General features: G+C 67.8%; 27 protein-coding genes, 1 tRNA gene and 2 pseudogenes. 14 read left to right on the top strand and 16 right to left on the bottom strand.

What is annotated here, in order from left to right:
- Positions 1 to 88 precede the first annotated feature (88 nt).
- Positions 89 to 589 (bottom strand): phosphoribosyltransferase, encoded by a 501-nt coding sequence (locus tag ACFYSH_RS11640; RefSeq protein ID WP_359463206.1) that lies wholly within the window; start codon positions 587 to 589, stop codon positions 89 to 91.
- A gap of 6 nt (positions 590 to 595) precedes the next feature.
- Complete coding sequence (gene dcd, locus ACFYSH_RS11635; RefSeq protein ID WP_359463209.1) at positions 596 to 1,171, bottom strand: dCTP deaminase; 576 nt, start codon at positions 1,169 to 1,171, stop codon at positions 596 to 598.
- A gap of 497 nt (positions 1,172 to 1,668) precedes the next feature.
- On the opposite strand from dcd, the gene ACFYSH_RS11630 reads away from it, so the two are divergent.
- The 4 genes from ACFYSH_RS11630 to ACFYSH_RS11615 all read left to right on the top strand — a co-directional run bounded on the left by ACFYSH_RS11630 (position 1,669) and on the right by ACFYSH_RS11615 (position 6,026).
- Positions 1,669 to 1,742 (top strand) — tRNA-Gly (locus ACFYSH_RS11630).
- 503 nt (positions 1,743 to 2,245) lie between these two features.
- Positions 2,246 to 2,794, top strand: coding sequence for a hypothetical protein (locus ACFYSH_RS11625; RefSeq protein WP_359463212.1), 549 nt, complete (start codon positions 2,246 to 2,248; stop codon positions 2,792 to 2,794).
- 347 nt (positions 2,795 to 3,141) lie between these two features.
- Positions 3,142 to 5,271, top strand: a complete 2,130-nt coding sequence (locus ACFYSH_RS11620) for a hypothetical protein (RefSeq protein ID WP_359463214.1) — start codon at positions 3,142 to 3,144, stop codon at positions 5,269 to 5,271.
- Positions 5,268 to 6,026 (top strand): hypothetical protein, encoded by a 759-nt coding sequence (locus tag ACFYSH_RS11615; RefSeq protein WP_359463216.1) that lies wholly within the window; start codon positions 5,268 to 5,270, stop codon positions 6,024 to 6,026. Before ACFYSH_RS11620 ends, ACFYSH_RS11615 begins: the two co-directional genes overlap by 4 nt.
- Before the next feature lie 266 nt (positions 6,027 to 6,292).
- Here ACFYSH_RS11615 and ACFYSH_RS11610 read toward each other — a convergent pair.
- The 5 genes and pseudogenes from ACFYSH_RS11610 to ACFYSH_RS11590 all read right to left on the bottom strand — a co-directional run.
- Positions 6,293 to 6,658, bottom strand: a pseudogene (locus tag ACFYSH_RS11610) (tyrosine-type recombinase/integrase); the annotation flags it as partial.
- Between the two features lie 210 nt (positions 6,659 to 6,868).
- A complete protein-coding gene (locus tag ACFYSH_RS11605; protein WP_359463219.1) occupies positions 6,869 to 7,651 on the bottom strand; it encodes a serine hydrolase domain-containing protein in 783 nt (260 codons plus the stop codon).
- A 188-nt stretch (positions 7,652 to 7,839) separates the two neighbouring features.
- Positions 7,840 to 7,962: a hypothetical protein gene (locus ACFYSH_RS11600; protein WP_359463222.1), complete on the bottom strand. Its 123-nt coding sequence runs from the start codon at positions 7,960 to 7,962 to the stop codon at positions 7,840 to 7,842.
- 70 nt (positions 7,963 to 8,032) lie between these two features.
- Positions 8,033 to 8,809 (bottom strand): hypothetical protein, encoded by a 777-nt coding sequence (locus ACFYSH_RS11595; RefSeq protein ID WP_359463224.1) that lies wholly within the window; start codon positions 8,807 to 8,809, stop codon positions 8,033 to 8,035.
- Positions 8,806 to 9,081 (bottom strand): hypothetical protein, encoded by a 276-nt coding sequence (locus ACFYSH_RS11590; RefSeq protein WP_359463227.1) that lies wholly within the window; start codon positions 9,079 to 9,081, stop codon positions 8,806 to 8,808. Before ACFYSH_RS11590 ends, ACFYSH_RS11595 begins: the two co-directional genes overlap by 4 nt.
- Before the next feature lie 783 nt (positions 9,082 to 9,864).
- Between ACFYSH_RS11590 and ACFYSH_RS11585 the strand changes: the two genes are divergently transcribed.
- The 3 genes from ACFYSH_RS11585 to ACFYSH_RS11575 all read left to right on the top strand — a co-directional run bounded on the left by ACFYSH_RS11585 (position 9,865) and on the right by ACFYSH_RS11575 (position 11,386).
- A complete protein-coding gene (locus tag ACFYSH_RS11585) occupies positions 9,865 to 10,611 on the top strand; it encodes a hypothetical protein (RefSeq protein WP_359463230.1) in 747 nt (248 codons plus the stop codon).
- A 128-nt stretch (positions 10,612 to 10,739) separates the two neighbouring features.
- Positions 10,740 to 10,988 carry a type II toxin-antitoxin system CcdA family antitoxin gene (locus ACFYSH_RS11580; protein ID WP_073787485.1) on the top strand — a complete coding sequence of 83 codons (249 nt, stop codon included), beginning with the start codon at positions 10,740 to 10,742 and terminating at the stop codon, positions 10,986 to 10,988.
- Positions 10,985 to 11,386: a PIN domain-containing protein gene (locus ACFYSH_RS11575; RefSeq protein ID WP_359463234.1), complete on the top strand. Its 402-nt coding sequence runs from the start codon at positions 10,985 to 10,987 to the stop codon at positions 11,384 to 11,386. Before ACFYSH_RS11580 ends, ACFYSH_RS11575 begins: the two co-directional genes overlap by 4 nt.
- Positions 11,387 to 11,687: 301 nt before the next feature.
- On the opposite strand, the gene ACFYSH_RS11570 is transcribed toward ACFYSH_RS11575, so the two are convergent.
- The 3 genes from ACFYSH_RS11570 to ACFYSH_RS11560 all read right to left on the bottom strand — a co-directional run bounded on the left by ACFYSH_RS11570 (position 11,688) and on the right by ACFYSH_RS11560 (position 15,916).
- On the bottom strand, positions 11,688 to 13,211 hold the full coding sequence (locus tag ACFYSH_RS11570) for an ATP-binding protein (protein WP_359463236.1): 1,524 nt from the start codon (positions 13,209 to 13,211) through the stop codon (positions 11,688 to 11,690).
- Positions 13,212 to 13,908: 697 nt separating this feature from the next.
- Positions 13,909 to 14,358, bottom strand: a complete 450-nt coding sequence (locus ACFYSH_RS11565; protein WP_359463240.1) for a helix-turn-helix domain-containing protein — start codon at positions 14,356 to 14,358, stop codon at positions 13,909 to 13,911.
- Positions 14,359 to 14,686: 328 nt separating this feature from the next.
- Positions 14,687 to 15,916 carry an MFS transporter gene (locus ACFYSH_RS11560; RefSeq protein ID WP_359463243.1) on the bottom strand — a complete coding sequence of 410 codons (1,230 nt, stop codon included), beginning with the start codon at positions 15,914 to 15,916 and terminating at the stop codon, positions 14,687 to 14,689.
- 89 nt (positions 15,917 to 16,005) lie between these two features.
- Here ACFYSH_RS11560 and ACFYSH_RS11555 point away from each other — a divergent pair, with 89 nt between their 5' ends.
- On the top strand, positions 16,006 to 16,473 hold the full coding sequence (locus tag ACFYSH_RS11555) for a helix-turn-helix domain-containing protein (RefSeq protein ID WP_359463245.1): 468 nt from the start codon (positions 16,006 to 16,008) through the stop codon (positions 16,471 to 16,473).
- Between the two features lie 19 nt (positions 16,474 to 16,492).
- Here ACFYSH_RS11555 and ACFYSH_RS11550 read toward each other — a convergent pair.
- A pseudogene (locus ACFYSH_RS11550) lies at positions 16,493 to 16,717 on the bottom strand (hypothetical protein); the annotation flags it as partial.
- Between the two features lie 62 nt (positions 16,718 to 16,779).
- Between ACFYSH_RS11550 and ACFYSH_RS11545 the strand changes: the two are divergent.
- Positions 16,780 to 16,959: a hypothetical protein gene (locus ACFYSH_RS11545; protein ID WP_388752013.1), complete on the top strand. Its 180-nt coding sequence runs from the start codon at positions 16,780 to 16,782 to the stop codon at positions 16,957 to 16,959.
- A 104-nt stretch (positions 16,960 to 17,063) separates the two neighbouring features.
- Here the strand turns inward: ACFYSH_RS11545 and ACFYSH_RS11540 are convergent, their stop codons facing one another.
- Positions 17,064 to 17,489 (bottom strand): Rid family hydrolase, encoded by a 426-nt coding sequence (locus ACFYSH_RS11540; protein WP_359463248.1) that lies wholly within the window; start codon positions 17,487 to 17,489, stop codon positions 17,064 to 17,066.
- 127 nt (positions 17,490 to 17,616) lie between these two features.
- On the opposite strand from ACFYSH_RS11540, the gene ACFYSH_RS11535 reads away from it, so the two are divergent.
- The 3 genes from ACFYSH_RS11535 (at position 17,617) to ACFYSH_RS11525 (ending at position 19,794) form a co-directional block, all read left to right on the top strand.
- Entirely contained in the window at positions 17,617 to 18,126 is a 510-nt protein-coding gene (locus ACFYSH_RS11535) for a MarR family transcriptional regulator (protein WP_359463251.1), read from the top strand.
- 246 nt (positions 18,127 to 18,372) lie between these two features.
- On the top strand, positions 18,373 to 18,588 hold the full coding sequence (locus tag ACFYSH_RS11530) for a DUF6243 family protein (RefSeq protein WP_359463254.1): 216 nt from the start codon (positions 18,373 to 18,375) through the stop codon (positions 18,586 to 18,588).
- A gap of 372 nt (positions 18,589 to 18,960) precedes the next feature.
- Positions 18,961 to 19,794: a PIG-L family deacetylase gene (locus ACFYSH_RS11525; protein ID WP_388751985.1), complete on the top strand. Its 834-nt coding sequence runs from the start codon at positions 18,961 to 18,963 to the stop codon at positions 19,792 to 19,794.
- A gap of 293 nt (positions 19,795 to 20,087) precedes the next feature.
- Here ACFYSH_RS11525 and ACFYSH_RS11520 read toward each other — a convergent pair whose 3' ends face one another.
- Positions 20,088 to 20,942, bottom strand: a complete 855-nt coding sequence (locus tag ACFYSH_RS11520; RefSeq protein WP_359463260.1) for an NAD(P)H-binding protein — start codon at positions 20,940 to 20,942, stop codon at positions 20,088 to 20,090.
- Between the two features lie 102 nt (positions 20,943 to 21,044).
- Between ACFYSH_RS11520 and ACFYSH_RS11515 the strand changes: the two genes are divergently transcribed.
- A complete protein-coding gene (locus ACFYSH_RS11515) occupies positions 21,045 to 21,998 on the top strand; it encodes an AraC family transcriptional regulator (protein WP_388751983.1) in 954 nt (317 codons plus the stop codon).
- 96 nt (positions 21,999 to 22,094) lie between these two features.
- On the opposite strand, the gene ACFYSH_RS11510 is transcribed toward ACFYSH_RS11515, so the two are convergent.
- The 3 genes from ACFYSH_RS11510 to ACFYSH_RS11500 form a co-directional block, all read right to left on the bottom strand.
- Positions 22,095 to 22,853: a polysaccharide deacetylase family protein gene (locus ACFYSH_RS11510; RefSeq protein WP_359463265.1), complete on the bottom strand. Its 759-nt coding sequence runs from the start codon at positions 22,851 to 22,853 to the stop codon at positions 22,095 to 22,097.
- Between the two features lie 515 nt (positions 22,854 to 23,368).
- Positions 23,369 to 23,968 (bottom strand): hypothetical protein, encoded by a 600-nt coding sequence (locus tag ACFYSH_RS11505; RefSeq protein ID WP_359463268.1) that lies wholly within the window; start codon positions 23,966 to 23,968, stop codon positions 23,369 to 23,371.
- Between the two features lie 256 nt (positions 23,969 to 24,224).
- A complete protein-coding gene (locus ACFYSH_RS11500) occupies positions 24,225 to 24,608 on the bottom strand; it encodes a VOC family protein (RefSeq protein WP_359463271.1) in 384 nt (127 codons plus the stop codon).
- 387 nt (positions 24,609 to 24,995) lie between these two features.
- Here ACFYSH_RS11500 and ACFYSH_RS11495 point away from each other — a divergent pair, with 387 nt between their 5' ends.
- Entirely contained in the window at positions 24,996 to 26,114 is a 1,119-nt protein-coding gene (locus ACFYSH_RS11495; protein ID WP_359463274.1) for an NADH:flavin oxidoreductase, read from the top strand.
- The last annotated feature ends 394 nt before the right edge of the window (positions 26,115 to 26,508 follow it).

Below are 26,508 nucleotides of genomic sequence, written 5' to 3'. Positions count from 1 at the left end.
CGATACTGGATGTATCGGGGTGATCCCGACAACGCGGCGAGCGTGCGTGCCAGGCGTCGCCAGGCAGGCGGGACTTTCGAAACACGCCCTAGGAGTCGAGAACCTGACCCTCACGACGCACGACGGGCTTCTCCACGCTCCACGGGAAGTTGATCCACTGGTCGGTCTTCTTCCACACGTACTCGCATTGCACGAGCGAATGCGGCTTCTCGTAGATGACCGCGCTGCGCACCTCGGCCACATGGTCGATGCAGAAGTCGCGGACCAGCTTCAGCGTCTTTCCCGTGTCGGCGACATCGTCCGCGATGAGGACCTTCTTCCGCGTGAAGTCGATGACGTTGGGAACGGGCGCCAGCATGACCGGCATCTCCAGCGTGGTCCCGACCCCGGTGTAGAACTCGACGTTCACCAGGTGGATGTTCTTGCAGTCCAGGGCGTATGCCAGACCACCCGCGACGAAGACCCCGCCCCGCGCGATGCTCAGCACGACATCGGGCTCGTAACCGTCGTCGGCCACGCTCTGCGCCAGCTCGCGCACGGCGTGCCCGAAGGCCTCGTACGTCAGGTTCTCCCGCTCTTCACCAGCCATGCCGCATCACACCTGTGTCCGATGGAAGTTCATGAAGGAACGCGAGGCGGTCGGCCCTCGCTGGCCCTGATAACGCGATCCGTAACGCTCGGATCCGTACGGGAACTCGGAAGGGGACGTCAGCCGGAACATACACAGCTGCCCGATCTTCATTCCCGGCCAGAGCTTGATCGGCAACGTCGCCAGATTCGACAGCTCGAGGGTCACATGACCCGAGAAGCCGGGGTCGATGAACCCTGCCGTGGAATGCGTCACCAGCCCGAGTCGGCCCAGTGAACTCTTTCCCTCCAGCCGCGACGCCAGGTCGTCGGGGAGCGAGATGACCTCGTAGGTGGAGGCCAGGACGAACTCCCCGGGGTGGAGGATGAACGCCTCGTCGCCGTCCGGTTCCACCTGACGGGTCAGGTCGGCCTGCTCGACGGCGGGATCGATATGCGGATAGCGGTGGTTCTCGAACACCCGGAAGTAGCGGTCGAGCCGCACATCGATGCTCGAGGGCTGCACCATCGAAGCGTCGAACGGGTCAATGCGAACCCGCCCGGCATCGATCTCGGCCCGGAGGTCCTTATCTGAGAGAAGCACGCACCGAGGATACGCAGAACGCGCAGGCCGGCCCCAACCGGACCGTCCCGCGCGCGCCTGCCTCGGACCTACGACGCCCGCTGACGCCCTGTGACGCCTGCTACCGCTCCTCGAACACCACAGGCACCGCCTGCCTCAACCGCGCACAGCGCGGACAGCGGATGAGCCTCCCGGGGCCGATCCGCCCGGATCCGAGCTGCTGCATCGGAAACGACGAGGTAGCAAAAACGTGCCCTTCGGCACAGCGGACGACGGTGCGCTCCATCGACTCCATCAAGTCCCTTCCCCAACCAGCCTTGGACGAGACCGCCACATTAGGGGATGAACAGGACGCCACTCCAGGCGGCACTCCGGCCACCTACGCTACGCCCCCAACTCCCGCCCTCCGCACCCGCGTCCACCATCCGGAACGACCCGCGGACCCCACGGCGGACACGCCGGGGGCCTGCGATGGGGTAGAGTGTGCGACGATGCAGCGCCGATCAGCGGCACGCTTCGCGGGTGTAGTTTAATGGTAGAACATGAGCTTCCCAAGCTCAGAGCGCGAGTTCGATTCTCGTCACCCGCTCCATGAAAAAGCCCCAGGCCAGCGGCCAGGGGCTTCTTTGTTGTCTAGACCTCTTGAGGGGCGGCGTGCCCTCCGCGTGCCCTAAGTCGCGCGAATGCGCCACGGAAAGGCCGCCCAGAGAGCACACCTCGCGGCATTCGCGCCAGTCCGCCGAGGCAGGCAACCGCCACCCCTCCACGAGGGAGCGGGCGCCAGCCGCAGGGAGAGGCCCTTGTCGCCGCGCCCCCGCAGCACCCCACACACCAACAAGGACGGGGGGCCGCTCGGGCGGCACCCCCAGCCCGACTCCGTACCGAAGTAACCACCCAAGAGCAAAGCGTTGGGCACACAAGCAACGACCGGCGCCGCAACTTACGGCACAGAAAATATCGAATTACAAACGGAACGCCTCCTTGACGCTATCTTTTGATCAATAGCGAACTTTACTACCCACGCTCACCGCATCATCCGGTTGAATTCCCGCACATCGCGCCACTCGCGCGCGACAGGTAAACACGGGGGTTGCAATGAGTGATGCATTGGCGTTTCCCGCACTGGCCGCCTCGGCTCTCCCCCAGGCCATCGGGTTCCTCCTCCACCGTGCCGAGGTAGTCCTCGACCGCCGTGCACAGCGAAGGGATACGAGCGCTCCACTCCCGCCGGAGGAAGTACCAGACGTGGTGGTCGGGGACCCTGGCCACGCGCTGGACTTCGACCCGGCCGAGGTGACCGACGAGCGAACGGAACGGCTGGAGACGTTGGTGGAAGCGCTCGGGCTGTACGCCGACAACGGGCACCTGGCCGAGGGGCAGGATGAACGACTGCGCCGCACCCTGGGTCGGCTTCGGGCCCTCCTTGAGGACGTGTACGGACGTCACATCACCTTCGTCGGCGAAGCGCAGCGGCCTGCAAGCGGCATGCGCATCGTCAACAGGGCCCGAGACGTCCGCGGTGTCTCGCGTGCGTTGAAGGCTCGACGGGTATCCAGCAGCGCGAACGCCGACATCCTCCACACCGCTGAGGTTGTCCATCCCGGCGGGGAAATGATCAGCGTCGAGATTGACGAAGTTATGTGAGTTGCGTTCTTAACGCCTCGCCGCACAAGCAAAAATCACAGACCGCAAGACCAGCAACGGGGAGAGCAAGCATGGGATTTCCTGCGCCCGAAAATCCACTCGGCGGAACCTTTCGGAGCGGAAATGGCTACGACGGCTTCGGTAAGGAAGGTCCCCGGGTTGAGCGGGCCAGGCAGGACGATGCTGACGGCGGCACGCCAACCGACCCACAGTTGCGGGACGGACGTGGGGACCACCGCTCCGATGATGGTCGGGACGGTTCTGTCGGGTCTGGAGCGAACGGCTTTGCTAGCGGTGCAGGCCCAGCCAGCCATGACGATGATCCCGGCGTACGTGAGGCTCAGCGGATGCTGCGGGCTGCGGTCGCCGAACTGCGGCAGGAGGCCCTGTTCAACTTCGGTGAGATGACGGCGGTGAAGCTCACGGCGGTCCTGGGACAGTTGCTGGAGCACTCGGAGCTGCCCCGCCGCTACCTGGAGACCGTCCGCGCGGTGTTCGCCGAGCCGGTCGGTTACCGGACGGCATATAAAGCACTTGAGGAGCCGGGCGCGGTGTTGGTCCTGCCCCGGGAGCCTGGTGCGGGCCGGACGTTCACCGCCCAAGCCCTCCTGGCTGATCTGCACCTTCGTACCGGGGCCAGAGTAGGACCCTTGAGCTTCGGCGGCACCGCACGGTTTCCCCTGCGGCTTCTCCCTCGTGAGCAGAACGCCGGCTATCTACTGGATCTCCCGGCCGACGAGGACGAGACCGTGGCGGTCAGCAGCGACTTCGGGGCGCTGCTCCACGACATCCAGCAGACGTTGAAGAACCGCTCCTCACGACTGATCGTGCTGACCACACCGGAGCAGTGGCAGCGGATCCGAGGGGGCGCCCCGGAAGGGGTCGTCCCCCAACTGGGCAAGCCAGACCCCGTGAAGGTGGCCCGCACCTGGCTCTCGGCCGAGGCTCCCGAACTTGACACCACGCGCTGGCTCACCGACGGACGCATTCTGGAACTGTTAGCCGGGCAGCCACCCTCCGATGTTCTCCACACCGTCGGCCTCATCCTCAAGTCCGAGCAGACCAAGCAAATCCACTGGACCAAGGAGTCCGTAACCCAGGAACAGGTCGAAGCAGACCCGGACGGCTTCAATGCCAGGGTGCTGAGTGTTGTCGAGGCACGCACCGACTGGCGCGAGGAATTACTCAAGTGGCACAAGAAGCCGGGAAGGACCGACTTCCAGCGGAACTTCCTTCTGGTCGCCGCACTGTTCCGGAGCGCGACTGTCGCGCATGTGTACGTGAAGGCGGCCGATCTCTGCGGCCACTTCAAGACACCGCTGTCGCTAAAAGGACAGGTCTCGCCAGGCGTCGTTGAGCTGGTGGATGAGATCGATGCCGAACTCGATCCGGCGAACGACACGCTCGATTTCGGCCGACCAGGATGGGACGACGCCGTCCTGAGCTACTTCTGGATCGACCGACCAGCGGTACGGAAGACTTTCCTGGCGTGGATGGCCGAGGCGCCAACGACCAAGAAGAAAAAGACCAACGAGTTCCTGGAATCGTTCACGACGGACGACCGGCTCCTCTTGGCGAACAGGGTCGGCACCTTCGCTGTGCGCTGGGCCACCCGTCATAGGAAGCCGGATCCCCTTGAAAAAATCATCTCAGCCTGGCATGGGGACCCGGTCCTGTGGAAAACAGCCACCGAGCTGATCTCGGCTGCCTCCCTTCATCCGACCATGGGGCGTTTCATCCACGAGCTGTTGCTGCGCTGGTCCAAGAACAGGGAGGACGCAGCACTGCCCAGGTTGGCTGTCGATGTGTGCGCTGGCGAGTTTGGTCGCCTCTACACCACCAAGGCGCTGCTGCGCCTTGGATACGCGGCAGGCTCGGAGGACTCCGGGGTACAAAAGTCGCTGCATTCCGCGGTCCGCGCCATCTGGTCTAACCCGACTGCTCGCAAAGCCCTGTTCAACTCAATCATCGACTGGTGCGCTTCTGATACGAACCGTCTTGCCTCAGGCCGCCGTTCCTTTGCGGCCTTGGCCACTCTGACGGCTGGCCGAGAGGGTGAGGCCGACCCCGAGCCGGTGCTACTCCAGGAAGGTAGCGAGGAGGACGAGTTCCAGCCCGCGCTGAAAGACCTGGCCGTCGGCTGGCAGACGTTGTTGACACCCACTGACGACGACACGGTGCCCGCAGAAGCGCTCCGCCTTTGGATGGACGCTGCCCACCAGCGTCCGAACCTGAGCCCCCTCGTGTTCAGTGTCCTCAGAGAGGCCCTGGACGCACCAGACCCGGACCTTGCCCGCAGGCTCCGCAACCGACTGAACGACCTGTTGTACGCCTGGCAGCCCTACCCGGCATCGAACGCCGATGCCACACGCGTACGACTACGACACGAACTGGCCGACCTCCTCGCCCATGATCGGAGCCGGGCCGTCGCCAAGTACCACCCCCGTGTCGTCGGCCGTTCCACGGAGACCGCGTGAGCCCGCTGATACGCAAAGATTCCTCGCGCAGCGCGGGCACCGCACAGGCCAGCTGGGTGCGTGAATTCCGCGACCTCCTCGCCAGCAACGAACCCGGCCTCACATTCGACGCCACCATCCGAGTCGAGTGGCGCCGGCAGGAAGGCGGGCCGGGCAGCACTACTGCCTACGAAGATGCCGGACGAGCGGTACGGCATATCGCGGAGAGTCTCGCTTCCCAGCGCAGCGTTTTGCGCTGGGAAGCTACGGAACAGGACATCAACCACGACCTCAGACGCCTCCTTCCATGGTGCACCGAAGGCATTGAGATCCTGAGAGCGCAGGTCACCCTCCATGTCGACGATCACGCTCACGCCACCGCCCAGCGCATCGCTCAACTCAAGCGTGAAGAGACACTGGAAGAACTCGCACGCCGCCAAACCGCAGCACGTGTCCGATTCATGCAGGACGAGATTCTGCGTACCCCGGCCACGGCACGCCTATACCTGTTGCTGGAGCAGACCGCGCACCACGGCTACCTGCCGCCAGGCGTCGATGCCGATCAGATCGTGCGGGATGTCCAGCAGTGGCACCCAGAAGCACAGTGGGTCACCGTCGCCCAGCTCCTGCACACCTTCCTAGGCAAACTGACCGACAAGGACGCAGGCGACCTTCTACGCACCCTGCACGTACTTTTCCTGGAGTACGGACAAAAGGAACTCGCCGAACAACTCCCAATGGAACCGGGGCAGCGGAACTCGGAGCGACCGGCGTGAGCCGGGGGAAAGAGATCCGGCTGACCATAGTCCGTGTGCTCCTGTCCCCTCGTACCAGCTGGCACGCTTGCACGGCGATACGGCGACGCCGGACCCCACTGACCTTCGATGCTGCGTGGCGGTACGCACGGCTGCGCGGACATCCTGACGAGGCCCCTTATCGGCTTCAGGGTCACCGAGCCGAAACCCTTCAACAGCCGGAAGGCCCTAGCCGAAGAACACCGGATGGCCGGGGCGTGTAACGACGGCGCCCCGGCCATCCGACTTCAGCCTTCCCAAGCAGCGAACGAAGCTTGGCTAGTTGCCCTCCTGGCTGCACGAACCCTCGAGTCGATGCCGCCAGCGACCTCCTGCTGACGTTCGTCGTCGGAGTGCTGATAGATCAGCGCCGCCTTCTCCGAGGACTGGCCGGCGCGGACCATCGTGTCCTTGAGCGTGGCGCCCGACTGGGTGGACAAGGTGTGGCCGGTGTGCCGGAGGTCGTAGAAGCGGAAACCCTCCGGCAGGCCGACCTTGGTCCGAGCCCTGCGCCACTTGCGGCCGAAGGTAGACCGGCGGAAGGGGGCGCCCTTCTCACCGACGAACAGGAGCCCGTCGGGTTCCTTCTCGGCGTACCAGTCGAGGTGACGCTTGGCCGGAGCCTCCCACGCTGCTCTCTCGTCGAGCGGCGCTGAAGAACCGCCCCGCTCAGCGCGGCTTCGGCTGCCCGGAGCGGAACGGCCTGCACCCCGTCAGCCATCTGGAACATTCGCCGGCCACCGTGGGCAAGGACTTCGAAGCCGTCACACGTTCCCACCGACACCCGTACTGGTCCGTGGCACCAGCCAACAAACCGGGCCGGTTCAGGTTTCGCTGGACGGTGGTTTGGTTACCGCGTCCTTGAGGATCTGGACGGCCAATTTCTCTGTCGGCGCCGGCTTCCCGGACAGGCGGTGGACCACGACCCAGGTCCCGTCCGCCATGGCTCCCGCGAAAACGGAGGCGTCGCGGGTCGCGCCGTTGTGCCAGCGCAGCGGGCCGGTTGTCTGCCAGGAGGGGGCGGGCTCGCCCAGTTTTCGTTCCACGAGCAGTCGGGTCATCAGGTGAGCTGTTTCGCGCGGGGTGGCCCACATTCCTCCAGCGGGCAGGATCGCGCCGCTCATGGTCCAGGGGCGTAGTGGGCGGCCCAGGAGTCCGCGGCCGCCCAGCCGCCTGTCCTGCGGCGGGTTCGAGGTCACGTCTGTGAGGTCCAAGGGAGCCAGCACGTACTCGTTCAGCAGTTCCTCGTAGGGTGCGCCCGCTGCCGAGCTGAGCGCGGCGCCGAGAACGGCGTAGCCGAGGTTGGAGTACTCGGTCTCCCCGCCGGGAGGGCCGGTGGTGAGGGAGTCAAGGCGCTGTACGACGGCGCTCAATGCCTCGGTGTCGAAAGCGGCGTACGGGTCGCGCCTTCGCAGACGGGGTGGGACCCGGGGCAGGGCCGCTGTGTGCTCCGCGAGGTGGCGCAGGGTGATGCCGGTACCGGCCGGGGCGGTCAGGAACTGTTCGACGGGATCGTCGAGTTGCAGCAGCCCGGTCGATGCCAGTTGGACGAGCAGGGTGCCGGTGAGCGGCTTGGTCAGCGAACCGATCTGGACGAAGCGGTCCAAGTCATGGCCGTGGCTAGCTCGAGGTGTGGAGGAACTGCTGAGAACGCATGTGGGGACGGGAGGCATGGGAGCGGAACCTATTCAGTTTCAGTGGTTCGGACGGGGGACCGCACAGGCCGCTGTGCCGCCCGGCATGCGGTGCCGGTTCTTGGCCACCCCGCGGTAGATGAGGTGCGCGGCCAGAGAGATCAGGGGAAGCCGCAGGCACCGGCCTGAGCCCGGGCCACCAGCTCGGCGACCAGCCCGTCATCCACGGGGCCCGTCGCACTCACAGCGGCCCCGACCTCGATGTCACTCTTCACGTCAGCCATCAACTGTCGCTTTCAGTACGGGAGTTACACCACTCACCGTACAGACCCGGGCCTTGCTTACTCCGGACGGCTACGGCTCCGTGTCGAGGAGTCGTGCGGCCTCGCGGGGGTCCATCAAGTTGGACCAGGCTTGTTCGGCGGGGAGCAGGTCCCGTTCCGGCAGGGCGTATTCGGGGTACCAGCCCTCGGCCTCGCAGCCGGGGACGTTGCGCAGGATCAAGGTGGTGAGGTTCGGCGGGACCGAACCCGTGATCCGCACCGCGAGGTACGTTTCGTGGCCGTCGTCGGCGCGGATCTGAAGGCCGACGGTGAAGGTGTCGAAATCCACGGTGTGTTCCTGGCCGTCCCGGAGGGTGGCACGGCTCAACGTCAGAACCGTGGTCCGGAGTCGCCGGACGAAACGGACTCCCGCTTCGGCGCGATAGCGAACGTGGTCCTCGCGAGCGGGGAGTAAGTGGGTTGTGTGCGTGGCGGACTTGAGCGCGTTGGCGTTGCCGGCGTTGTAGCGGGTTCGGGCGGTCTTGCCGTCGGCTTCGAGAGCTGCGTAGAAGTCGTCGGTGGAACCGTCCTCACGGCGGCCGGCCGCCACCAGCCACGGAAGATCGGCGTCCACCCAGACCGCCCCGCGCCAACGCTGGACCTTCACCTTGAACAACACCTGATCATCGACAGCGCGGATGCGCTCATGCTTGGCATCGTCCGCCGCGAACTGCTCGGCGGTCTTCGCCAGGATCGGGTGCTCGATCTCGTCCAGGGGGTCGGTCACCGCCGGCAGGGGGAGTCCGAGGTCATCGCTCAGGCACCGCAGGGTGGGCCTGGCGGGACGCATCGCAGCGGGGCCGGTCATTCGTCGATCCCGCCGACCGCGTCGATGTCCTCCGATGTCAGACCGGTCAAAAGCATAACGTCCGACTTCAGGGAGCCGTCCAGGACACTGAGCGCCTCCACCATGCCCTCACGCAAATCTTCACGCCGCTGGTCCAGGTAAACCCGTACCGCCTCCGCGACCAGGTCCTTCTTCGTCAGGCCCAGGAAATGCGCACCCTGGCTGATCAACTTGTCCGTCGCCGGGTCCACCTTGAGCGGCGACTGCCGGGGCGGCTTCGAAGCCGTGGTCATAATCCCACCTCCAACATTCACGGTACCTTAGTACCTCACGTTGGGGTTCCCGCCAGTGACAGCGATGTGACGCAGTCCGCCGACCGCTGGTACTACGGCCCGAATCGATGACGGTCGACCGGGTTGCACTGCGACGGATCGCCAGGGAGGAAATCGCACGACGGCGGGCGCCGAATCCTGCGCGACGAAGCTTTCCCATCCGCAGCACGGCGGCATCGATCACCCTCGTGCCCCATTCGTGCCCTTCGGAGCGGACAACAGCGGTCAAGCACGGCCCCCAGAGACCACGCCAGCCTCGACCGCGCCAGCCGAACATGCAGGTCAGAGCCACTACAGCCGCGCAAGAACCGTTGATTCCCAAGCTCAGAGCGCGAGTTCGATTCTCATCACCCGCTCCATGTAAAAGCCCCAGGCCAGCGGCCGGGGGCTTCTTTGCTTTGCACCAGTTCGGGTATCTCGTGCCATATTCGTGCCAGATTCCTGGGCGTCCGCGGCTTCACGCCGGGCCTGCGCGAGTTGGTCGAGGCCAGCCGCGACCTCGCGCTGCCGCTCCAGGCGAGAAAGGCCAACAGAACGACGAACCGCATGCCCGCTTCCGACGTGGTGGCCCCTTCAGCACGCCTGCCTGTGGTCAGCTCCGCGGCCTGCCTGGCACAGACGGTGAGATCGTTCAGATCGACGCCCTTTCGACATGGTTCAGCCTCGTCCTGGGGTGCCAAGAGGTCCATCCGCACCGCCGTAGACCATGAGAATTGCATCCGACTTCTGGTCTAGGTTTTGCCTGTGAACCACAGCCGTTCCAACCTCGGCGCACCCCGCGAGCCCGACTTGCCGCCGTACCAGGTAGTCCTGTCGGAGACCGATTGGGGTTCGCTCGAGACGCCCTCCGGGAACGGTGAGGACCTTCCCGAGGTCCTCACACGACTGCTGACGCCCGACCCCAAGGTTCAGGTCAACGCCCTGTCAGAGCTGGGTGAGATGGTCGGCCACCAGAACACGATCTACGAAGCCACTGCCCCCGCCGCCATGTATGTCGCCGGCATCCTCACCCACCCGGCGGCTACGACCCCCCGGCCCTATCGCAACGTCCCCATTCGCGCGGCGCTGTTGAACTGGTTGGCTTCCACGGTCTACGACGCCTCCGACGAAATTGTGGGCCGCACGGAGCAGTACTCCCCTGGATTCCTCGCCCCCGGCACCATCGTGGCGTCCTTCCGAGACCTGCGCCCGATGCTCTATCGGGCGGTCTCGCCCTTCCTCCGAGACGGCCACGAGGACGTGCGTGAAGCCGCCGTTATCGCCGCACTCATCCTTGCCGAGCACTCCGCGCTCGCCGGGCACCGCGATCACCTCGCCGTGCACGCGCGCGCCATCCTGGACACCAGCGGCGACGAGCCCAACCGGCATGTTGCCCGCAAGGCGCTCGAAGCGTGGGGCCACGGCGCCCCCGATTCCGAGCCTTTGCTGGAGGAGTCCTGGGCCTGGGGGCCGCACAGTGATGGCCCCAGCTATCTCGAACCGCCCTTCTGACCGATACGCGCATGGTCGGCGGGCTCGTACTCCAGCACCGAAAGCGCACCCTCCGGTGGCGAAACCTTGACCGGAAGGATCGGTGCCACAAACTCAAGCCTGCGTGCATACTCCAGTATGCTTGACGTATGTCCTCAACGACTCGCATCACCGTCACGCTTCCCAGCGACCAGGTGGCGGAGCTCCGCAAGCTCACGGACAACGTCTCCGGCTATGTAGCGGAAGCCGTGGCCCGCCAGATCCGGCACCAGCTTCTGGGCGACGACCTCCGCCGCCACGAGGAAGAGCATGGAGGCTTCAGCGACGAGGAGCTCGCCGAGGCCCGCGCGAGGATCTTCGGCTCCGCCGGCTCTTCCAAGGATGCGGACGCCGCGTGAGCGAGCGCATCGAAACCGTCGTCCTGGACTCGGAAGGACTCTCCGCCTGGATCGCGCAGGACCGCAAGGCCCTCGCGATGCTGCAGGTCTTCCACGACATGGGGGCCGACCTGGTGATCGGGGCGAACACCATCGTGGAAGTAACCCACTCCCGCACCAATATGCCTCGCCTGAACTGGACGCTGTCCCGCATCAAGGTGGAACCGGTCACCGAACAGGCGGCCAAGGCGGCAGCGGAGCTACTCAAAGGCGCCGGACTGCACGGGCACAAGTACGCCATCGACGCCACGGTCGCCGAGGTCGCGCTCCGCCAGCCGAAACCCGTCGCCCTGCTGACGTCCGACAGCGATGACATGACCAAGCTCTGCGGCAACCTAGTCCGCATCATCCCCCTCTGACCAGTCCGCCCGCCCGGAGCACGCGTCGCACTGCCAGCTTTCGTGCCCCATCCGTGCCCAGCAGAGCGGACAACAGCGGTCAGATACGGCTCGCAGAGACCGGGAGCCATCCACCTGTCCAATCCGAAATCGCAGGTCAGAGCCCCTCAAACAGCGTAAGAACCGTTGATTCCCAAGCTCAGAGCGCGAGTTCGATTCTCGTCACCCGCTCCATGAGAAAGCCCCAGGCCAGCGGCCGGGGGCTTTGTTGTTGTCTGGACCGGATCAGGTATCGCATGCCCACTCCATGCCTGACGCTCGGTCAATGGAGCCGTGCACGGAACGCCCCTCCGTAAAGCTCGTCGAGACCGAGGAGCAGCACGCCGTCCTCGTCCTGTGCTCCGCGTGACATCTCACGTCGCAACGAGTCGCTGAAGCCGGCTGCGCTGAAGCAGGCCAGCTGACATCGACTGGTGTCCATGCCTCGTGCGGTGAGTACTTCCCGTGCCCGAGCCAGCCTCTGCAGGTGGCTCAGCCCCATGACGGTGCCCCATTTCGCCTCTCCGAGCAGGTGGACCGCCTGCTTGCTGCCCCCGGAACCGGGTTCCACCACGGCTACGTCGATCTGCGTCTGCCGCCGCGCCACGGGGTCCGTCACCACGCCACCGCCCACCTCCCCCAGGGAGGAGCGGAGCAGGGCCCGGCCCGGCCCGAGGATGTACTCACGGCACACCGTCTCGAAGTGCGGTCCGGCCACCTGCGCCGCGAAGCGTTCCGCGGACTGCGCCCACACCTCTCGCGCCTGTCCGCTTTCCAGCCGTGCCCAGGCGGGCCGCATGACCGCCTCGTAGAAATTGATCAGCGGCTCGGTGATTCTGTACTGGGACTTCCCGGCCCGAAAGACGTCCGCTTCCCGCGCCAGGAGGTGACTGTCCTCCAGGACGTGAAGGGGGTGAGAGATGTCCACCGACTTACGGCCGATGTACCCCGCGATCCCTCCCCGGGTGGAGTTCCCCTGGGCCACCGCGGCAAGGACCGAGTGGTACAAGGCCGTGTCCCGGATGTCCGCTTCCTCGGCAAGCAGGTACCGAGCTTCCCGGAAGAGAGGGCTGAAGGGCGAGAGGACCGTACGGCAGATCCAGTCGTCGAACTCCTCCAGCCCGGTGGGAACGTCGTCCGCAAGGAACTGCCGACGGTACGCAGGTGTGCCTCCGACCACGGCATGGAGACGGGCAGCGAGCGCGGGGTCGTCAGCGACCCCCCAGAATTCAGCCGCCGCCCGGTACCCGAAGGGCCTCACGACAAGCTCCAGTTGGGCCCGCCCCCGCAAGGGTGCAGTACTCGCCAACAGTCCGCCCATGACGGACATCGCCGACCCGCACAGGAGAAGCCGCATCCAACTCTGCTCAACCTGGGACCGGTCGACCTCCCGCTGGATTATCGACGGCAGCTCCGGAGCGCTCTTCACCAAGTACGGGAATTCATCAATAACCACAAGTAGTGGCACCTGAGAACTTCGCGGCGAGGCCAGCCCGAACAGGTAGGACACCGCGTCGTCCCAGGTGGCAAAGGAGAAGGGAACCGGCGACCCCACATGATCGGCAAGAGCCGCAGCGAACTGGCGCAGAGATTCCGTCTCCGTCGCCGCCGTTGCTCCAAAATAGAAGCCCCCCTGCTGCTCGACCAGAGCGCGCAGCAAGTAGGTCTTGCCCATCCGCCGCCTGCCGCTGACGATCCCGAGCATGGCGTGCGGCAGCGGCCGGCTCACGAATGCGGCGAGAGCGTCCCACTCGACGCTCCGGCCGAAGACATGGGTCGGCTTGGTCGGGCGCGTGGGACTGAACACGAGGCACTCCTTAGGAATGTACTCCTATGGACTGTACTCCTAAGCTTTGTCTTCTCGCACGGAAAGGTACATACACACCGCCAGGCCCGGAGTCCCGACCCCGACGAAGGCCCCGCCCCCGGCCGCCAGTGCATCCGCCGCCCCCACCTTCCTGCTGGGCCTCTTCAGCCGTCTCTTCCGACTGTGGACCGACGCCGAGCCCGGCATGAGCCCCTGGCAGCGGGCTGCCCGAGCACTGCGGTCCGTCCACGGCGTGGACATCAACCCGTGTGCGGTGGGCGTCGCGCGCTTCCGCCTGCTAGTAGCGGCCATGAAAGCCACCGGCGAACGACGTCTGAGCGGGGTCCCCGACGTACCCGTGGTCGTTGCGGTGGGGGACTCCCTGCTCCGTGGTCGGGGGCTCCGCATGTGGGGAAACTCGCACCGGAGGAACCCTCTGCGATGCCCCCGAAGGGGGAGTTCTCCGACTACTCGCGCCGGCACGACCTGCTCGGCCGCGCTTCCTATCACGCTGTGGTGATGACCCGCGCCCACTCCGCGAGCAGTCGCTCGGACCGCACGATCTCGTGGATGGAGTCCTCGGTGAGGGCCAGCATCACATCCATCACCGAGAACGGAAACAAGACATTGGTGTCTACAAAGACCCGCGCTGCCACACTCCCCCTCTTCTCTTTCACGGCTGCCGTTGACACCTACATCAGTAGGGCAGGTCGGTACCTTCCAGGGCTTCGGCGATCTGACGCCGCCCCTCCCTACGGCGCTCACGCCGCTGCTGGAACGCCAGCACATCCGAAAGGCGGACCACACGGTGGCTGCTGCCAGGCAGGTTCGTCGAGGGGATGTCACCGGCATCAAGCAGACGGGCGACGAACGGCCGGGACAGACCCAGAAGTTCAGCGGCCTCGGTGGGCGACAACTGCGCCTCGGACGCCAGGACCGTAACCGCATGCCCGCGGGCCAGCTCACCTGCCGACGCCAGAAGAATGCGGACCAGCTCCCCTGGCAACACCAGTTCGCCGCCATCCGAGGTACGTACGAGCACCTCTATCGACTCCGGCACCATCCGAGCCGTCGCGGCGAGCGCGCGCTGGTGCGAGGGGTCCGGTTCGATCTTCTCAGCACGGGCAAGAACGCTGGAACGAGCCATGGCGATTCCCAAGCTCCAAGCGCGAGTTCGATTCTCGTTACCCGCTCCATGAACAAGCCCCAGGCCAACGGCCGGGGGCTTCTTTGTTGTCTGGAACAGTTCGGGGGCTCGCACCGGATCCGCACCCGAAGGCTTCTCCTCGGTCTTCTCGCTATCGGTGCGCCCCACACCGGGCTCGTGATGCCGCATCGACGCCACACGGGCGAGAAGTTGCCCGGCTGGAAGCAGGTTCACAACCAGGGCGCGGAAGAAGGTCTCACTCGTGAGGTCCTCCGCCGTCGCCTTGCCCCCGGGAGACTCTCGGACTGCGCGCCGGCGAAAACAGCCCTCAGGCGGTTTCCGCCTTCTGCCTCTCCTCCTGGCCGCAGGTCCCCGCCACCCCGGACATGGCCTCGGGCATACCGGAGGACCGGCCCCTGCCGACCGCCCAGACGATCAGGGCACAAGCCGCGAAGCCGGCGCCGAGGATGCTGGATCCGGCCCATCCGGAGGAGGTGAAAACGGAGGTGGTGGCGGCCGCTCCGAGGGCGGAGCCGAGCGAGTAGAAGACCATGTAGCCGCCGATGACGCTGCTGGCGCGCTCCGCGTGTGTGCTGGTGAGCATGTGTTGGTTGCTCACGTGCACGACCTGGACCGCGAAGTCGAGCACCACGACGCCGACGATGAGCAGCCACAGGGACCAGTGCAGCTGGGCGGTCGCGGCCCAGGAGACGGTGAGCAGGACCAGCGCGAAGCCCGCCATCGGGACCGCCCGTCCCGCGTCCGCCCAGCGTCCCGCGTGTGCCGCGCCCAGCGCGCCCGCGAGTCCGGCGATACCGAACATGCCGATCTGGCTCTCGCTGAAATGCCACGGCTCGTCCGCCAGCGGCAGCGACAGCCCACTCCACAGCGTTCCGAAGGACGCGAACAGGAAGAACGCGATGAGGCCGCGCGTCAGGAAGAGCCGCTGCCCGAACAGTGCGCCGAGCCCAACGACGACCTGTCGGTACCCCGCTGGCCGGCGGGAACGTCCTTCCGGGGGAAGGACGCGCAGGACGAGAGCGGCAAGTCCGAGTGCCAGCACGCCGAACACCGCGTAGACGCTCCGCCAGCCCCATTGCTCGGCGAGCACGCCGGTGACGATCCGCGCGCCGAGGATGCCCGTCACCACGCCGGAGGTCACGACCCCGATGTTCCGCCCGCGCTCGGCGGGCGGTGAGACCGATGCCACGTAGGCCACCGTGGTCTGCACCACGACCGCGAACATCCCCGCCAGCACAAGTCCCGCGAAGGCCATCCAGGCGGCCGACGCCAGGGAGGTCAGAGCCAGGCCGACCGCGGTGATCACGAGGTGCCCCGCGATGAGGCGGCGCCTGTTGGCGACCACGTCGCCGAGCGGGACCAGCAGCACCAGGCCGGCCAGGTAGCCGAACTGGCCGACCGAGACGATCCACCCCAGCTGCCCCGCCGAGATGCCGAGGCTGTCCCCCATCGGCGCGAGCACCGGCTGCGCGGCGTAAACGCTCGCCACCGCGACACCGCACACGACCGCGAGCAGTAACCGTCGCCTGACGTCCATCGCACTCCCATCAAAAATGAGTAGCACAGTGAAACCAATTTGACGGTAGGGCAGGATGGTCTCAATCTGCAACTTATTCAGGAGGTGTCATGCCGCGCTCCTCCACCGGCGCCCGGAACCACGCCTGGACCGATCCCGACTGCCCCGTCGCCCGCGCGCTCGATCTTGTCGGCGACCGCTGGAGCCTCCTTGTCATCCGGGACGCGATGGACGGTGCCCGTACCTTCACCGAGTTCCAGCGACGTACTGGCATCGCCCGCAACATCCTCAGCGACCGCCTCCGGAAGCTCAGTACTCACGGGCTCCTCGCCCAGCGGACCGCGCCCACGGGCCGCCGTCTGGAATACGTGCTCACCGACAACGGCCGCGACCTGTTCCCCGTACTCCTCACCCTGCGCCAGTGGGGAGAGCGCTACGCCTTCGAACCCGGCGAGCCCCACTCCACCCTGGTCGACGAGGGGGGCGCCCGCGTCCCGGACTTCGCGCCGGTCGGAGCCGACGGCGCCCCCCTCACAGCAGACTCCACCCGTGTGCGGAAGACCGGCGGGAACCGGTGAGGTGCCCGTGAAGTGACCGTCAGTACCCGTGCCCACGCGCACGGAGCGACAGCACGGGACCGGCCGGTTCGCGGGCCGCGCCCGAGGGCCGGACGATCTCCACCGGGATGCCGCGGGCGCGGGCGTACGCCACCATGTGGGCGGTGGCGTCCCGGCCTCTGGACGGGGAGCCGTCCCAGACCGCCAGCAGCCTGCCGCAGTCGCTGAGGAGTTGCTCGTCCGCGCTCACACAGGCGTCCCGGTCCAGGTACGCATCGTGCGTGGTCGGGGCTGACCACCTTCGACCTCGGCCAGCCCCGGTTGCGGATGAGCTACTACCGCATCGTCCTGGCCGAGGGGCAGCACGACGACCTGGTCCAGTACCTCGATCGGGACCTTCTCGTCGGCTTGTGGCAGGCACACGGCCTGGTGGAACGGCTCAGCCAGGACCTCGATGTCGCGACCGGGAACCCAGATCGCATGGAGGACATCGCTACACACTGCTGACCCCGTTCCTCATGAGGTCGTGGTCCACCTCGCCCCTTTCCGGTGCCGTGCCCCATCCGTTTCCGGACCGTCTGCGAGGCGGGCCGGTCAGCCGCTCGGGGAGTTCAGCTCCCGGAGCCGACGACGGCGGTGACGCGGATCTCCACGCGCATGGCGGCGAGGCCGAGGACCGTGACGCCGGTCTCGGTCCAGATCGGTGCGCGGCCGTCGAGGCGACGGCGGAACTGCTCGGCCATGACCGCGTTGTGGTCGTCGCCGATGGCGTCTGCTCCCGGTGTGACCTTGTGGTAGGAGTTGACGTGGATGACGTCCTTCCACGTGGCACCGACCGTGGCGAGCGTGCGCTCCACGTTGTCGAAGGCCTGGATGATCTCGTCCTCCAGCGCGTCGGGGATCACCAGGTCGTCGTCCACCCCGGCTTGGCCGGAGGTCTCGACCCGGTCGCCGACGCGGACGGCCCCGCTGTAGCCGAGGGCCTCGTGCAGCTTCTCGCCGAAGCCCGGAGTGATACCGAAGGTGACGGTGCTCATGATGATTCCTCTTCCTGACCACAGAGGTGCGTTCTCTCTCGTGTGAGTTCACGCGTAAAGTGAAACTAGCAAGCAATGACTTCAAGCGCAAAGTGATGACCGGTATCGCCGAAAGGGCGGGAGATCCATGAGCAGCACAGGAGGGCCCATGAACGGCACGGGCGCACACGAGGACGACGAGAAGCTCCGCTGGCTCGACGAGCAGGAGAAGGCGGCGTGGACGGGGCTCATCTCCCTTGTCCTGCTGCTGCCCGGCAAGCTGGAGTCGCCGCTGCGGCAGGAACACGGCCTCACCCTGTTCGAGTACCTCGTACTCAGCCACCTCTCCGAGGCTCCGCAGCGCACGCTGCGGATGGGAGAGCTCGCCTTCCTCGCCAGCGGGTCGCTCTCCCGCCTGTCCAACGTGATCAAACGCTGTGAACAGCGCGGCTGGGTCGTACGGGCACCCGATCCGGCCGACGGCCGTTACACCCTCGCCGAACTCACCGACGCCGGATTCGACCTCGTGCGCCTGTCGGCGCCCACACACCTGCGCGCCGTACGCCGCATCGTCCTCGACTCGCTCAACACGACCGACCAGAAGGCCCTCGCCCGCATCGCACAAAAGCTCCGTATCATCCCCGACGACTTCGGCTGACGGCCGTCCCACGCCACGACCCGGGACGAGCAGGTGCCGAGGCGGACCGCGCATGCCTCACCAGGGGGTGCGGTCACTGGCCCGGAGGGCGTGAGGGCCGACGGACCGGGTAACGTCTTCGGCATGTTCTTCCAGACGCCGATTCACGAGTGAGAGCGTGACGGGCCCCTGCTGACGCCTCGGCGTCGCCGCGCCCGTCCCCACCGTTGAATCCGTAGATCACTTCACATCATTCCGGGAGAACGCATGACCGTGAGCAAGAACATCAACAACCCTGTGGGCATGGGCGGCGGCCAGCGCAAGAAGCTGTCCCGCGCCGAACGGCAGAACAACGGTCCGCACCGCAACCTCGACCGTAGGAGTGCCGCCGACCAGAAGGCGGAGCTGGTACGCAAGATGCGCGAGAAGACAGGCGCGGCCGAGGGCGCCGGGCAGACGGGCGACGACACCGCACAGAGCTGACGCACCGCCGCCGCAGGCGGCATCCCGCACAGGCCAGGGCCCGGACCGCGCGCGGTCCGGGCCCTGCTGCCGTGGTGGGTCACTCCGGGCCCGACGCGAGCCCCACCGCCGTCGCAGGGCCTCGTAGCCCGTGCCGGGAGGTCACGGCTGGTGCCGGCGCACGTCGGTTCCGACGTGCCGCTAGGACGTGCCGCCGCCGCGCCGGGAACAGCCGGTCCGGCTCCCGCGGTTGCATCGACCGAGGGGCCGGCGCCGCACGGGCGGGGATCACGGAGACCGCGAGGTCATCCGCCGCGCCAGGATCCGGGCCCCGGTATCGAGGTACGCGCCGCGCACCCGGACCGAGACGTATGTCCGCAGGAGGACTTTTTCATGACCGACCGGCCCTTGACCCTCATGGCAGTACACGCCCACCCCGACGACGAGGCCACCGGGACGGGGGGCATCCTCGCGCGGTACGCGGCGGAAGGCATCCGCACGGTTCTCGTGACCTGTACCGACGGCGGTTGCGGTGACGGAGCGGGGGGTGCCAAGCCGGGTGACGCCGGGCACGATCCGGCGGCCGTCGCCTCGATGCGCCGCCGTGAACTCGAGGCGAGCTGCGACGTCCTGAAGATCAGCGACCTGGAGATGCTCGACTACGCCGACTCCGGGATGATCGGCTGGCCGAGCAACGACGCCCCCGGATCCTTCTGGCAGACCCCCGTGGAGGAAGGCGCCGCCCGGCTTGCGGAGCTCATGCGGCACTACCGGCCCGACGTGGTGGTCACCTATGACGAGAACGGCTTCTACGGTCACCCCGACCACATCCAGGCCCACCGCATCACGATGGCGGCGCTGGAGATGACCCAGCTGACACCGAAGGTGTACTGGACGACGATGCCCCGTTCGGCGATGCAGCGGTTCGGGGAGACCATGCGCGAGTTCCAGGAGGACATGCCGGAGCCGGATCCTGCCGAGGCCGCCGCGATGGCCGAGATCGGCCTCCCGGACGACGAGATCACCACGTGGGTGGACACCACCGCGTTCAGCGGTCAGAAGTTCGACGCGCTGGCCGCGCACGCCAGTCAGGGCGAGAACATCTTCTTCCTCAAGATGGGCAAGGAGAGGTTCGGCGAGTTGATGGGCGTGGAGACCTTCGTACGCGTCAAGGACGCCACCGGCGCGGCCGTACCCGAGAACGATCTCTTCGCCGGACTGCGCTGAGGAGAGCCCCAGGCCGGCCTCGGGTGCGTCGTAACCGCCGCATGTCCACCGCCCGGCGCCCGTGGACCGTTCGTGGTTCCACGGGCGTGGGCTGCGGACCTCCGGCGTCTTCCGGTCGGGGCGCCACCGTCGGCCGCGCCCCGACCGGGGCACGCCAGGGTCCGTGAGCCGGCCGGCCACCGACCGGTCAGGTCCGTGAGCCGGCTGGCCACCGACCGGTCAGGGCGCACGACGGACGGCGGGGACCCCCGCACCGGGGCTCGACGGTGCAACAGGCCGCCGGAGAGGCTTTCTCACGGCGTCCAGGTCCCCCGGGCCGCGACACGGCGTGCCCACGGCTCCAGGTCGGCGGGCTCGCGGCCCAGTACCCGGCGGACATCGTCGGTCACCTCGGCCGAGCGGCCCGCCCGGTGCAGGGCGAACATGGCGCCGAGCGCATCGGCGGCGGCCTCCGGCCAGCCCTCGGCGAGGAGTTCGGACCGGTAGGCGTCCGGGGTGAGTTCCTCGTAGCGGATGGGCCGGTCGGCCGCCTCGGCGATCGTCCGGGTGGCCTCGGCGAAGGTGAGCGCGCGCGGACCGGTCAGTTCGTAGGTGCGGCCCGCGTGACCGTCCTCGGTGAGCACCGTCGCCGCGACCGCCGCCACGTCGTCGGCGTCGATGAACGGTTCCGGCATCTCCCCGATCGGCAGGCCCAGGCGACCCGCCCGGAGAGGCGCCAGCCACAGGTCCTCGTCGAAGTTCTGGAAGAAGTTGTTGGGCCGTAGGACGGTCCACTCGACACCGGACTCCCGGACCGCCTCCTCACCGGCGACCATGCCCCGGCCGAAGCCGTCACCCGTCTCCTCGATGCCGTGACCGGAGAGAGCGACGAAACGGCGCACCCCGAGAGCTGTCGCCTGCCGCACGAACTCGCCTACGGGGGACGGGTCGTCGGGCGCGACGAGGTAGACCGCCCCGGCTCCGGCGAGCGCGGGTTCCCACGTGTCGGGCAGGGTCCAGTCGAAGACGACCTCGCCGGAGCGTGAGGCGGCCCGGACCGGGGCCGTGCCTGTGTCGCGCAGCCGGGCGGTGAGTCGGCGGCCGGTCTTGCCGGTGGCGCCGAGGACGAGGATGTCGGACGAGGTGCTGTGCGCGCTGTGCGTTGTCATGGGACAAGTCCATCGCGGCGCCGACGGCGGGGCCATGGCCGTCCGTCCGTCACGCATAGGTAATCGTCCGGGACACCCGTGTTCCTGCCTATCGTTGGCACCATGGACGTGTTCGACGAGCTGTTACGTGGCGTGCGGGGCAGGGGCGCGGTGTTCGGCCGTTCGGTGCTGTGGCCGCCGTGGTCGCTGCGGTTCACCGACGGCGCGTACCTGACCCTGTGCCTACCGCTGCGCGGTGCCGGATGGATCGTGCCGGAGACCGGGGAGGCGCGGCACGTGGCGCTCGGCGAGGCCGCGATCGTCCGGGGGCCCGCCCCGTTCTCCTTCACCGACGACCCGGCGAACGGCACCGCGACGGAGCGGACGACGGGCGTACGGGACGTGCACTGGGGCGGGGAAGCGCCGGTCTCCGCTGACCGGGGCCTCGAACTGAGCTGCTCCACGGTGCTGTTGGCCGCCGCGTACGACGTGAGGGAGCAGGTGCCGCAAAGGCTGCTCCGCGCTCTGCCGCCGGTCCTGGTGGTGCCCGACGAGCAGGACTGCTCGCCGTTGCGGGACTACCTGGAGGCGCAGATCGGCGGCGGCCGGCCGGGACACCAGACCGTGCTCGACCGGCTTCTGGACTGGCTGCTGGTGTGCACGCTGCGCGACTGGTTCGACCGCCCGGAGGCCGAACCGCCGGGGTGGTACGGCGCACTCGGCGACGAGGTGGCCGGGCCCGCCCTGCGCGCGATCCACGAGGATCCGGCGCACCCATGGACGACGGCGGAGCTGGCAGGGCGGGCGGGGGTGTCGAGGACGACCTTGGCGAAGCGGTTCACGGAACTGGTCGGGGTCGGGCCGGTGGCGTATCTCACCGAGTGGCGGATGACGCTGGCCGCCGATCTGCTGACCCGCCCGGAACTGACGGTGGCGGCGGTGGCCCGGCGGGTCGGCTACGCGGACGCGTTCGGCTTCAGCGCGGCGTTCAAACGGCTCCGGGGCGAGAGCCCGAGCGCGTACCGGCGGGAGGCCGCCACCACCCAGGCACCTGACCGCGCCGTACCGGCGGGCTGATGCCGGCCGGCGTCGGCGTATCGGGCCGCAAACCACTCGTCCCGGCTCGCGAGTCTCAGCCACCGACGCGCGGCGGCCGGTGCGGGTGAGCCTCACTCACCGCACGGGGAAGCCGAAGGAGTACCCCTGCTGCTTCAACCAGGGGAGGACCTCGCGCAGAGCGGCCAAGGTCTGGGAGCGGTCCCCTCCCGCGTCGTGGAAGAGGACCGTCGGCCCGTTGGTGATCTGGCTCTTGACCGTGGCGACCATGGTGTCCGCACCGGGCTGCTCGAAGTCCTTGGTGTCGACGTTCCAGCCCAACGGCCGCATCCCCCGGGAGGCGGCGAGCTGTCGGCTGTACGGGGTGAAGGCGCCGCCCGGGGCCCGGTAGTACTGCGACCGTACGCCTCCGGACGCCTCCGTGATCATGCGTTCCGCATCCAGGATCTGCTGCGACTGGTATGCCTCGGGCTTGGTGTCCATGGCCGTGTCGTGCGAGACCGTGTGGTTGCACAGCCGGTGCCCGTCCGCCACGATCGCCTTGACCAGGTCCGGGTACGCCTGGGCCTGCGTGCCCACCACGCAGAACGTGGCCTTCACACCGCTGTCCTTCAGCAGTTGGAGCACCTGCGGCGTCCAGACCGGGTCCGGACCGTCGTCGATGGTGATGTTGACGCCCCGCGCGCCACGGTCCGAGGCGTGCGCGATGTCCACCGCCACGGGCCGGGCGTCCGGCGCTGACACACGCGCTCGTGGCCGCTCACCGGTCGGGTCGGCCTGCGCGGTCCACACCGAGGTGGCAGCGGCCAACGTCGTCACCCCGAGCGCCGCCGCGAGGAGCCGGCCGTTCCAACGCCTTCCTTTGTGTCGTGCCATGTCCGCCCGCCCCTTTGCTGTCTCCGCCGATGTCGTGCACCGATGTCGTGCACCGATGGAGACAGGGGAGCGACCGCGCGGGCTCCCTCTGTTACCGATCACGGACGAAACCACAGGGGGCCGGGGACAATCACCGGCGTCCCGCGACGGACGAGGAGCGCGACGGCCTGGCCGGCGGGGTCCGGGTTCTCGTGCGGTGGCGCTTCAGGCCCGCCACCGTGACGGGACCCAGGACGTGCACGATCAGCGACGCGCCCTCGTGCGGGACTGCGTGCGCCGCGCCGGGGTCAGCGACGCCCGTCGCGCCAGGGTTGGCGGTGTCCCTCGCGCCGGGGTGAGCGGCGCCCGTCGCGCCGTCATCACCTCGCACGGCGCGTCGAGCGTACGAAAGCCTCGGGCCAACGGCCCGAGGCTTCGTCACTGTCCGGCCTCAGCGGTCCCAGGCCCATCCCTCTTCGCAGCCGCGACCGCCGGAAGCCCACACGCCGTCGGCGTGGTCTTCGGCCGCCGTCCGGTCAGATCGTCGGCGTGTCGTCGACGACTTCCTTGTGCGGCTCGACGACGAACTTCCAGCCCTCGCTGGGCTCCAGGAACCGCACGCGGGTCGGATAGATGTCCAGGGCGCGGCGGTCGCGGTTCTGGCCGCTCGTGTTCTTCCGCGCCCGCGCCGGCTCCTCGTACAGGTCGACCTTGACGTCCGGTACGGCGACGGTTTCCTCGCTCCAGCGCTGGACGACGCCCGCGCCGAACGCCTCCCGCGCGGCGGAGTAGAGCGAATCCAGGGATTCCCTGTTCCCGTTGGGCACGAAAAGGGCAAGGTTCAGGAGGACGCCGGCGCTCTGCAGAACCTCGATTTCCTCCCCCGCCTTGTCGGCGATCCAGATACCGCCTTCGTCAGCATTGTCCGGGAGGACGTGGACCACATCGCCGAAGATCGTCCTCGCAGTGAAGGACCCTCCCTCGAAATTCTTACCCGGCTCCGTGAGGAAAGCCGGAGCGTAGCAGTCGAGAGGAAAGCCCTCCGTCCCTGCCGAGACAAACACGCCGTCCTGGAGGCCCAACTCTGCGATGTCCTCGGCCGTGAGACGTCGAGCGGTGACCTTCTCGGTATTCACGCCATTCCCCTTTTAATCGTGGCGCCCTGTGAATTCATAAGGACTCTACCACGAAAACGATCAACAACTCCCTACCATCCATACCGTCGCACTCGCCTGACCAGGCGCAGCACCCACAGAGAAATGCGGTGATATTCAGAAGGTGACCGTACCGCTACCGCACGAGCAAGGACAGTGCAGGCAAAGTGGGCATTTCCAGTGCTTATGTTCACGCGAGGAAAGCAGCGAATTGGCACGACCGGTTGACGCTTGCGGGTCAGAGGGGGGTGAGCCGCGTGCGCAGGAGGCAGAACTCGTTGCCTTCCGGGTCGGCCAGGACGTGCCAGCTCTCGGTGCCGGTCTGGCCGACGTCCGCGAGCCTGGCACCGAGAGCGAGCAGTCGCTCCAGCTCGGCCTCCTGGTCGCGGTCGGTGGCGTTGACGTCGACGTGCAGGGGGAGCTTGCCTGCCCGCGGCTCGTCACCGGGGCTGAGGACGAGGGTGGGCTGCGGGCCGCCGAAACCCGCGTCGGGCGGCCCGATCTCGATGCTTCCGTCGTCCTCGCGGCCGAGTTCGACGTAACCGAGGACCTCGCTCCAGAAGGTGGCGAGCCGGTCGGGGTCCGCGACGTCGAGTACCAGTTCACTGATGCGGCATGCCATGCCCGTGAGTGTAGGGAGACGACACGCCGGCTCACCCGCTTTTCGGGGCGCACGGCGGACTCCGGGTCCGCGGTGCGCCCCCGCAGGGAGAAAGTGCCGACCGGCCCGACTACCGGCCCCCGTCCAGCCAGGGCCTGCGGGCCTGTCGGTTCGGAGGACCACACCGAGCCGTCGGACTTCACCGCGCCGGTCGTTCGGGATGTCGCTCCAGGGCGGACATCCGTCCCTCCGGCAGACACCGAACGCCTCGGCTCTGCCGAAGACTGCTGGAAGCGCGGAGGGAGATCAAGAGGAGACATCGGCCACATCGCCCGGTCCGGGGATGCGTGGGCGGCGGTCACATGTTGGCAACGGATGGACCTTCCCCCACTCTGAACAGGACACGCAGTGACAGACGAGAACGCCCGCCGTGCAGCAGCCGCCCTCTCCCGCCCGTTCACGGTCCGCGGACTGACCTCCCGCAACCGGATCGCCATGGCGCCCATGACCCGGGAGTTCTCCCCGAACGGCGTTCCGGGCCAGGACGTGGCGGACTACTACGCCCGTCGGGCCGCCGGTGGCGTCGGGCTGATCATCACCGAGGGCACCTACGTCGACCACGCCTCCGCCGGCACCAGCGGCGGGGTCCCGCAGTTCCACGGCGAGGACGCGTTCGCGGGCTGGGCGGGGGTCGTGGACTCCGTGCACCGCGAGGGCGGCGCGATCATCCCGCAGCTCTGGCACGTGGGCGTCACGCGCGCCGAGGGCGCCCCGCCGGTGGCGGAGGCGGAGCCGGTCGGGCCGTCGGGCGTGTCCCTGTCGGGCGAGCCCAAGGGCCGCGCCATGACGCAGAAGGACCTCGACGACGTCATCGCCGCGTTCGCCGACGCGGCGGCCGCCGCAGAGCGTCTCGGCTTCGACGGGGCCGAACTGCACGGCGCACACGGCTACTTGATCGACCAGTTCCTCTGGGAGGGCAGCAACCGCCGCACCGACGCGTACGGCGGCGACATCGTCGCGCGCACCCGGTTCGCGGCGGAGATCGTGGCGGCGTGCCGCGCGGCCGTGTCCGACTCCTTCCCCCTCTTCTTCCGCATGTCCCAGTGGAAGATGGACGCGTACGAGGCGAAGGTCGCCCGGACGCCCGAGGAGCTGGACACCCTCCTCACGCCCCTGGCCGAGGCCGGCGTCGACGTCTTCCACGCGTCCACCCGCCGCTACTGGCTGCCCGAGTTCGACGACTCCGACCTGAACCTCGCCGGGTGGGTGAAGAAGATCAGTGGCAGGCCCACGGTCACCGTCGGCTCGGTCGGCCTGGACGGTGACTTCTTCAGTGCCTTCCAGGGCAACAGTTCCTCGGTCACCGGTATCGACCAGCTGCTGGACCGGCTGGAGCGCGACGAGTTCGACATGGTGGCCGTCGGCCGCGCGCTGATCGCCGACCCCGAATGGGCCGCGAAGACCCTGGGTGGGCGTACCGAGGACCTCACGCCGTTCGAGGCGGAGATGCTGAAGACTCTGCGCTGACCCGCGGATGCCCGGCGGCCCCCGGCGCCCGAGGCGCCCGAGGTGCACGAGGCGCAGGGGGTGCGGCGGGACGGTGTCTGCCATCGCCCCGGTCCCGGCGTTCGCCGGGGCCGGGGCGGTCGTCGCTGTGGTAGCGCGCGAGGAGGCGCTGCGGGACGGACGGCCTCCGGACCGCCCAGCCCGGAAATGACCGGCCGCACGGGCCGGGCACGATGTACAGTTTTTGAGTCCTGTCGTCTCCGATAGAGGTGGACGTTGCGCATCTGAGGTCCGCGAACATCGCGCGGTACGGCCCTTGCCGTAGCCCGTCACGCCTTGTCGGCTTCTCTGCCGCCCGTGACCCACCGCGTGGATGCGACCTCGGTGCATGATCCGTCCCCCGCACGTCCGGAGG

The organism is Streptomyces sp. NPDC005791 (assembly GCF_042871485.1).
Taxonomy (GTDB): Bacteria; Actinomycetota; Actinomycetes; order Streptomycetales; family Streptomycetaceae; genus Streptomyces.
This window is presented reverse-complemented; position numbering and strand designations above follow the sequence as displayed.

What these genes read in the sequence shown, in the direction of transcription:
- ACFYSH_RS11545 (WP_388752013.1), top strand. Translation starts at nt 16,780, where the DNA reads ATGAGCTACTACCGCATCGTCCTGGCCGAGGGGCAGCACGACGACCTG.
- ACFYSH_RS11515 (WP_388751983.1), top strand. Translation starts at nt 21,045, where the DNA reads ATGGACGTGTTCGACGAGCTGTTACGTGGCGTGCGGGGCAGGGGCGCG.
- ACFYSH_RS11625 (WP_359463212.1), top strand. Translation starts at nt 2,246, where the DNA reads ATGAGTGATGCATTGGCGTTTCCCGCACTGGCCGCCTCGGCTCTCCCC.
- ACFYSH_RS11520 (WP_359463260.1), bottom strand. Translation starts at nt 20,942, where the DNA reads ATGACAACGCACAGCGCGCACAGCACCTCGTCCGACATCCTCGTCCTC.
- ACFYSH_RS11525 (WP_388751985.1), top strand. Translation starts at nt 18,961, where the DNA reads ATGACCGACCGGCCCTTGACCCTCATGGCAGTACACGCCCACCCCGAC.
- ACFYSH_RS11590 (WP_359463227.1), bottom strand. Translation starts at nt 9,081, where the DNA reads ATGACCACGGCTTCGAAGCCGCCCCGGCAGTCGCCGCTCAAGGTGGAC.
- ACFYSH_RS11560 (WP_359463243.1), bottom strand. Translation starts at nt 15,916, where the DNA reads ATGGACGTCAGGCGACGGTTACTGCTCGCGGTCGTGTGCGGTGTCGCG.
- ACFYSH_RS11535 (WP_359463251.1), top strand. Translation starts at nt 17,617, where the DNA reads ATGAGCAGCACAGGAGGGCCCATGAACGGCACGGGCGCACACGAGGAC.
- ACFYSH_RS11555 (WP_359463245.1), top strand. Translation starts at nt 16,006, where the DNA reads ATGCCGCGCTCCTCCACCGGCGCCCGGAACCACGCCTGGACCGATCCC.
- ACFYSH_RS11640 (WP_359463206.1), bottom strand. Translation starts at nt 589, where the DNA reads ATGGCTGGTGAAGAGCGGGAGAACCTGACGTACGAGGCCTTCGGGCAC.
- ACFYSH_RS11620 (WP_359463214.1), top strand. Translation starts at nt 3,142, where the DNA reads ATGCTGCGGGCTGCGGTCGCCGAACTGCGGCAGGAGGCCCTGTTCAAC.
- ACFYSH_RS11595 (WP_359463224.1), bottom strand. Translation starts at nt 8,809, where the DNA reads ATGACCGGCCCCGCTGCGATGCGTCCCGCCAGGCCCACCCTGCGGTGC.
- ACFYSH_RS11510 (WP_359463265.1), bottom strand. Translation starts at nt 22,853, where the DNA reads ATGGCACGACACAAAGGAAGGCGTTGGAACGGCCGGCTCCTCGCGGCG.
- ACFYSH_RS11580 (WP_073787485.1), top strand. Translation starts at nt 10,740, where the DNA reads ATGTCCTCAACGACTCGCATCACCGTCACGCTTCCCAGCGACCAGGTG.
- ACFYSH_RS11600 (WP_359463222.1), bottom strand. Translation starts at nt 7,962, where the DNA reads ATGGCTGACGTGAAGAGTGACATCGAGGTCGGGGCCGCTGTGAGTGCG.
- ACFYSH_RS11565 (WP_359463240.1), bottom strand. Translation starts at nt 14,358, where the DNA reads ATGGCTCGTTCCAGCGTTCTTGCCCGTGCTGAGAAGATCGAACCGGAC.
- ACFYSH_RS11540 (WP_359463248.1), bottom strand. Translation starts at nt 17,489, where the DNA reads ATGAGCACCGTCACCTTCGGTATCACTCCGGGCTTCGGCGAGAAGCTG.
- ACFYSH_RS11500 (WP_359463271.1), bottom strand. Translation starts at nt 24,608, where the DNA reads ATGGCATGCCGCATCAGTGAACTGGTACTCGACGTCGCGGACCCCGAC.
- ACFYSH_RS11530 (WP_359463254.1), top strand. Translation starts at nt 18,373, where the DNA reads ATGACCGTGAGCAAGAACATCAACAACCCTGTGGGCATGGGCGGCGGC.